Source organism: Xanthomonas sp. LMG 12460 (genome assembly GCF_009192895.1).
In the GTDB taxonomy this organism is placed as follows: domain Bacteria; phylum Pseudomonadota; class Gammaproteobacteria; order Xanthomonadales; family Xanthomonadaceae; genus Xanthomonas_A; species Xanthomonas_A sontii.
In genome coordinates this window covers 1-6,754 of sequence record NZ_NKUH01000132.1, presented here as the reverse complement: position 1 = coordinate 6,754, position 6,754 = coordinate 1, and the positions used below count along the sequence as shown (strand labels likewise).

The following is a 6,754-nucleotide window of genomic DNA, read 5'->3' as shown; positions in this document are numbered from 1 at the left end:
CGATGGCCATGATCGCGCAGCGGCCTGTCCGGCTGCGCGATCATGGCCATCGTCGGCACCATCGTCGGCGTGCTGCTGGTGGCGTTCCTGGGCATCGCCGCGGCGATCGCCCTGCCCGCGTACCAGGACTACCTGGCACGCGCGAAGGTCGCGCAGGCGCTCGACCACCTGGCGCCGCTGAAGGACCAGATCGCCGCCTTCAATGCGCAGGAGCACCGCTGCGCGGTCAACGGCGACACCGGCTTCGGCGCACCGCAGAGCTATGCCGGCGACACCATCGCGCAGGTGCGGGTCGGCCGCTTCGACAACGGCCACTGCGGCCTGGAAGCCACCCTGCACCTGCCCGACCACAAGCGCCTGGATGGCAAAGCGCTGTGGCTGGACTACGATGAGCGCACGTCCGCCTGGAACTGCAGTTCCGATCTGGACGACCGCGTTCTGCCGGTCCACTGCCGCGGCGGCTGACCGGCGCACCGTTTTCGACTGCAACTCCCGGGGAACAGAATGACTGAGTGGTACTACGCCGACGCAGCGCAGCAGCGCCATGGGCCGCTAGCGGCCGCCGACCTGCAGCAGCGCTTCCAGCGCGGCGAGATCGGATTGTCCACCCTGGTCTGGCGCGAGGGCCTGAGCGAATGGCGCACCCTGGCCGAGTTCGTCGACGAACTCGGCCTGACCCAGGCACCGGCGCTTGCGATTGCCCCGATCGAGGTTGACCGAGAGACTCCTCCTCCGCCCCCGGCCACGACCGTCCCCGACGCCTGGACCGCGCCCGCGCCGGCCGTGGCGGCGTCGCCCTACGCGGCGCCCAGCGCCGTGCTCGACGGTGGCGCGCGGGTGGTCGGCGGCGGCGAGGTGGTGCAGGCCGGTTTCTGGAAACGCGTGGCCGCCTACCTGATCGACGCGTTCCTGGTCGGCATCGTCGCCAACGTGATCCAGTTCGTGGTGATGCTGGGCTTCTTCGGGATCACCGGCTTCGGCAAGCAGCCGGACTTCAGCACTGCCGCCGGCATCGTCATGCTGCTCCTGCTGTACCTGCTGCCGATGGCGATCGCGGCGCTGTACTACGGCCTGTTCCACGCCTCCACCAAGCAAGCCACGCTGGGCAAGATGGCGGTCGGCATCAAGGTGGTGCGCACCGACGGCAGCCGTATCACCGTGTCCCGCGGCGTGGGCCGCTACTTCGGCTTCATGCTGAGCAGCCTGACCCTGGGCATCGGCCTGCTGATGGCGGCCTTCACCGAGCGCAAGCAGGCCCTGCACGACATGCTCTGCGACACCCTGGTGGTGGACAAGTGGGCCTACACCGACCACCCGGAATGGCAGCAGCGCAAGCTGGGCACGGTCACCGTGGTGATCCTGGCCCTGTTCGGCCTGCTGTCGGCAGCGGCGCTGCTGGTGGTGGTGCTGGCGATCGGCGTGGCCGCCAAGGGCGGCTGGCACTGAGTCCGGCGGGCTCCGGGAACCCCCGCCGCCGCCCGCGCGCCTGCCCGGCCGGCAGGCGCCGGCTTGACAGCGGGCGCCGGACATGCCCACTAATAAATAAGCGCCGTAGCTGAACGCCCGGGGGTTCCATCCCGGGCGTCGGCTTCTCTGCGAGACCGCAACGCTTCACTAACCGGAGCAATTGCGCCACCCTACCGCCCCCTGGGCGTCCGCCCACGCCCATCGAAGCCCGACCCGCCATGTCCAAGCACCTGCTCATCGTCGAATCGCCCGCCAAGGCCAAGACGATCAACAAATACCTCGGCAAGGATTTCCATGTCCTGGCCTCGTATGGGCACGTGCGCGACCTGATCCCGAAGGAAGGCGCGGTGGATCCGGACGACGGCTTCGCGATGCGCTACGCGCTGATCGACAAGAACGAGAAGCACGTGGAGGCCATCGCCAAGGCGGCCAAGGCGGCCGAAGACATCTACCTGGCGACCGACCCGGACCGCGAGGGCGAGGCGATCAGCTGGCACATCGCCGAGATCCTGCAGGAGCGCGGGCTGCTCAAGGGCAAGCCGCTGCACCGGGTGGTGTTCACCGAGATCACCCCGCGCGCGATCAAGGAAGCGATGGCGCAACCGCGGCAGATCGCCGGCGACCTGGTCGATGCGCAGCAGGCCCGCCGCGCGCTGGACTACCTGGTCGGCTTCAACCTGTCGCCGGTGCTGTGGCGCAAGGTGCAGCGCGGCCTGTCCGCCGGCCGCGTGCAGTCGCCGGCGCTGCGCATGATCGTCGAGCGCGAGGAGGAGATCGAAGCCTTCATCGCCCGCGAGTACTGGTCCATCGCCGCCGACTGCGCGCATCCTTCGCAGCACTTCAACGCCAAGCTGATCAAGCTCGACGGGCAGAAGTTCGAGCAGTTCACCATCACCGACGGCGACACCGCCGAGGCCGCGCGCCTGCGCATCCAGCAGACCGCGCAGGGCGCGCTGCACGTCACCGACGTCGCCAGCAAGGAGCGCAAGCGCCGCCCGGCGCCGCCGTTCACCACCTCCACGCTGCAGCAGGAAGCCTCGCGCAAGCTCGGCTTCACCACCCGCAAGACCATGCAGGTGGCGCAGAAGCTGTACGAAGGCGTGGCGATCGGCGACGAAGGCACGGTCGGCCTGATCTCGTACATGCGTACCGACTCGGTCAACCTGTCGCAGGACGCGCTGGCCGAGATCCGCGACGTGATCGCCCGCGACTACGGCATCGCCTCGCTGCCGGACCAGCCCAACACCTACCAGACCAAGTCCAAGAACGCCCAGGAAGCGCACGAAGCGGTGCGTCCGACCTCGGCGCTGCGTACCCCGTCGCAGGTGGCCCGCTTCCTGACCGACGACGAGCGCAAGCTGTACGAGCTGATCTGGAAGCGTGCGGTGGCCTGCCAGATGATTCCGGCCACGCTCAACACCGTCAGCGTCGACCTGTCGGCCGGCAGCGAACACGTGTTCCGCGCCAGCGGTACCACCGTGGTGGTGCCCGGCTTCCTGGCCGTGTACGAGGAAGGCAAGGACAACAAGAGCGCCGAGGACGAGGACGAAGGCCGCAAGCTGCCGGCGATGAAGCCTGGCGACCGCGTGCCGCTGGAACGCATCCTGGCCGAGCAGCACTTCACCCAGCCGCCGCCGCGCTTCACCGAAGCGGCGCTGGTGAAGGCGCTGGAAGAGTACGGCATCGGCCGTCCCTCGACCTACGCCTCGATCATCCAGACCCTGCTGTTCCGCAAGTATGTGGAGATGGAAGGCCGCAGCTTCCGCCCGTCCGACGTCGGCCGCGCGGTGTCCAAGTTCCTGTCCAGCCACTTCACCCAGTACGTGGACTACGACTTCACCGCCAAGCTCGAAGACGAGCTGGACGCGGTCTCGCGCGGCGAGGAGGAGTGGGTCCCGCTGATGTCGCGCTTCTGGGAGCCGTTCAAGGAACTGGTCGAGGACAAGAAGGAATCGGTGGACCGCGCCGAAGCCAGCGGTGCGCGCGAGCTCGGCACCGACCCCAAGACCGGCAAGCCGGTGAGCGTGCGCCTGGGCCGCTTCGGGCCGTACGCGGCGATCGGCAGCACCGCCGAGGACGCCGAGGACAAGCCCAAGTTCGCGTCGCTGCGTCCCGGCCAGAGCATGCACACCATCACCCTGGAGGAGGCGCTGGAGCTGTTCCTGATGCCGCGCAGCCTCGGCCAGGACCAGGGCGAGGAGGTCAGCGTCGGCATCGGCCGCTTCGGCCCGTTCGCCAAGCGCGGCAGCGTCTACGCCTCGCTGAAGAAGGAAGACGATCCCTACACCATCGATCTGGCCCGTGCGGTGTTCCTGATCGAGGAGAAGGAAGAGATCGCGCGCAACCGCATCATCAAGGAATTTCCCGGCAGCGACATCCAGGTACTCAACGGCCGCTTCGGCCCGTACATCAGCGACGGCAAGCTCAACGGCAAGATCCCCAAGGATCGCGAGCCCGCCTCGCTGAGCCTGGACGAAGTGCAGAAGCTGCTGGAGGAAACCGGCAAGCCGGTGCGCAAGGGCTTCGGCGCCAAGAAGGCCGCCGCCAAGAAGGAAGCCGCGCCGAAGAAGAGCGCGGCGAAGAAGGCCGCGGCCGACGCCCCGGCCAAGCCGGCGGCGAAGAAAGCGGTCAAGAAGGCCGCGAAGAAAACCGCCAAGAAAGCGGTGAAGAAGGCGGCGAAGAAGACCGTGGCCAAGGGCGGCTGAGCCGCTCTGCGGATGGCCCAGGGCGGCCCGATGCACCCCCTCGAATAGTACGAGCGCGGGCGCCGAGCCGCCTTCTCGCGGTGCCGACGGCGTCTCTCAGCGCCTGAAGCCCCTCCCACAGAAAAGCGGCGGGCCGGAGACTTGCGAAAATCCCGAGTCCCGCCCAACCGACCCTCATTGTCCTTAGACGAGGACGTGCCGCATGATGCGCGCATGACCGACCTGTCCCTGAGCCATGCCGTCGCCGTCCTGCGCAAGGGCGGCGTGATCGCCTATCCCACCGAAGCGGTGTGGGGCCTGGGCTGCGATCCGCACGACGAGACCGCCGTGACCCGCCTGCTGCGGATCAAGCAGCGACCCGTGGACAAGGGCCTGATCGTGGTCGCCGCCGAACTGGACCCGTTGCGCCCGTTGCTCGACCTGTCGGCCCTGCCGCCGGACCGGCTGGCCGCGGTGCTGGCCAGTTGGCCCGGACCGCATACCTGGATCCTGCCCGCCGCCGCGCATGCGCCGCCCTGGATCACCGGCGCGCACCAGGGCATCGCCGTGCGGATCAGTGCCCATCCGCTGGTGGCCGCCCTGTGCCGGGCCTGGGGCGGCGCCCTGGTCTCGACCAGTGCCAACCGCGGCGGCGAGCCGCCGGCACGGCAGCGCAGCGAACTGGATCCGCTGGTGCTGGGCGACCTCGACGGCCTGCTCGACGGCGAGACCGGCGGCCTGGCCCAGCCCACCCCGATCCGCGACGCCGCCAGCGGCGAGATCCTGCGCGCCTGAGGCGCTGCTCTTCAGCGCGGCACGCCTGTCTTCCACCGCGTCGGCGTCTGGCGGCAATGGCGCGATGGAACCACGCGGGCGCTTCGCGCACCGTACCCTCACCCCAACCCCTCTCACGATGGGAGAGGGGCTAGCTGTTCCCTTCTCCCATTGGGAGAAGGTGGCCCGGAGGGCCGGATGAGGGTGCGGGCGCAGCCTCGTGCACTCAAACTACGCGAGTCGCTTCGCGCCGGACCCTCACCCCAACCCCTCTCCCAGCGGGAGAGGGGTAGCTGCTCCCTTCTCCCATTGGGAGAAGGTGGCCCGGAGGGCCGGATGAGGGTGCGGGCGCAGCCTCGTGCACTCAAACTACGCGAGTCGCTTCGCGCCGGACCCTCACCCCAACCCCTCTCCCGACGGGAGAGGGCTAGCTGTTCCCTTCTCCCATTGGGAGAAGGTAGCCGGAAGGGCCGGATGAGGGTCGGTCGAAGCCTCGCAGCGACAGATCAACGCGCCAGTACTGCACGAGCGCGCCCTGGCCGAGGCCGGCGGCACCGTACAGCAGCTGCGAAATGCTGCAGGAAGCGCGCTGGCCGATCCTGGCCTGCCCGATGCGCGACAAGACCCCGCTGCGGCCCCACCCGCGCCACCGCGGCCTGAATCCTCGCCGGCCCGCCCTTTCCCTGGCTGCCCAAGGCGCGCAAGATGCGCGCATGCGCCTCCTTCTCCGCCCATTGCTGCTGCTGAGCCTGTCGCCCTGGATCGGTGCCGGCTGGGCGCAACAGACGCAGACGGTCAGCAGCGACGGCAGCAATGCGTCGGTGCGCATCTATCGCTGCATCGCCGCTTCCGGCGCGGTCAGCCTGCAGAACGCCCCCTGCGAGAACGCGCGCCAGCAGCAGGTGCTGGACATGCAGCGTCCGCGCGATCCGCCGCCGCGGCCGACCACCACCATCAGCACCGATCCGGCACGCGCGCAGGCCTCGCCGGCGCCGCTGCCGCAGCGCGAACTCCGCATCGTCACCGTGCAGCCTGCGCAGCCCATGTACGAGTGCGTCACCCCGGAAGGCGCGCGTTACACCAGCGACGACAACGCCGGCAATCCGCGCTGGGTGCCGCTGTGGGCCTATGGCTATGCCGAGGGCCCGTACGCACGGCCATCCGGGCGCGGCCCCGATGGTCGCTCGCCCGGCCCGCCGGGACCGCCTCCGCCCGGCGGCCCGCGCCCGCCCGGTCCACCGCCGCCTGGGGTGTCCGCCGGCGCCGGCGTGATCGTGCCGGCCGGCAGCACGATGATCCGCGACACCTGCACCGCGCTGCCCGAGCAGGAAGTCTGCGCGCGCCTGAGCGACCGTCGCTGGGAGCTGATCCGTCGCTACAACAGCGCGCTGCAGAGCGAGCGCCGCGCAATGGAAACCGAGCAGCGCGGCATCGATGCGCGTCTGGCGCGCGACTGCGGCGGCAGCTGATGCGGCGCGCACTCTGCCTCGCCGTGGTGCTGACCTGTGCCGGCGCCGCGCACGCCGAACCGGTGGTGTTCTATCGCTGCACCGACGCGCAGGACAACCTGACCATCCAGAACCAGCCCTGTCCCAAGGGCATGCGCCAGCAGAAAAAAATCATGCAGGGCGTCAGCAGCGCCGCACTGCCGGCCGCGATCGCCGCCCAGCCCGCGCCATCGCCGCCGCCCGCACGCGCCACGACCGCCGCGTCCACCACCGCGTCTGCTGACACGCCAACCGCGGCAGACGCAGCCGCCGCGCCACCGCCCCCGCCACCGCCACCGCCACCAATGCTTCCGCCCCCGCCGCTGGCACCCCGCCCCCCCC

The 6,754-nt window shown here is 69.8% G+C and carries 5 protein-coding genes and 1 pseudogene; all 6 read left to right on the top strand.

The features are described from left to right. The first annotated feature begins 42 nt into the window (after window positions 1-42). Window positions 43-465 carry a pilin gene (locus tag CEK66_RS19610; RefSeq protein WP_017914934.1) on the top strand — a complete coding sequence of 141 codons (423 nt, stop codon included), beginning with the start codon at window positions 43-45 and terminating at the stop codon, window positions 463-465. 39 nt (window positions 466-504) lie between these two features. Next, window positions 505-1,446, top strand: coding sequence for an RDD family protein (locus tag CEK66_RS19605; protein WP_152238018.1), 942 nt, complete (start codon window positions 505-507; stop codon window positions 1,444-1,446). A gap of 239 nt (window positions 1,447-1,685) precedes the next feature. Further along, window positions 1,686-4,172 (top strand): DNA topoisomerase I, encoded by a 2,487-nt coding sequence (locus CEK66_RS19600; protein WP_152238017.1) that lies wholly within the window; start codon window positions 1,686-1,688, stop codon window positions 4,170-4,172. Between the two features lie 213 nt (window positions 4,173-4,385). Further along, a complete protein-coding gene (locus tag CEK66_RS19595; RefSeq protein WP_152238016.1) occupies window positions 4,386-4,946 on the top strand; it encodes a Sua5/YciO/YrdC/YwlC family protein in 561 nt (186 codons plus the stop codon). A gap of 692 nt (window positions 4,947-5,638) precedes the next feature. Further along, a complete protein-coding gene (locus CEK66_RS19590) occupies window positions 5,639-6,394 on the top strand; it encodes a DUF4124 domain-containing protein (protein ID WP_150411470.1) in 756 nt (251 codons plus the stop codon). Continuing rightward, a pseudogene (locus tag CEK66_RS19585) lies at window positions 6,394-6,754 on the top strand (DUF4124 domain-containing protein); the annotation flags it as partial. The gene CEK66_RS19590 and the pseudogene CEK66_RS19585, both read left to right, overlap by 1 nt.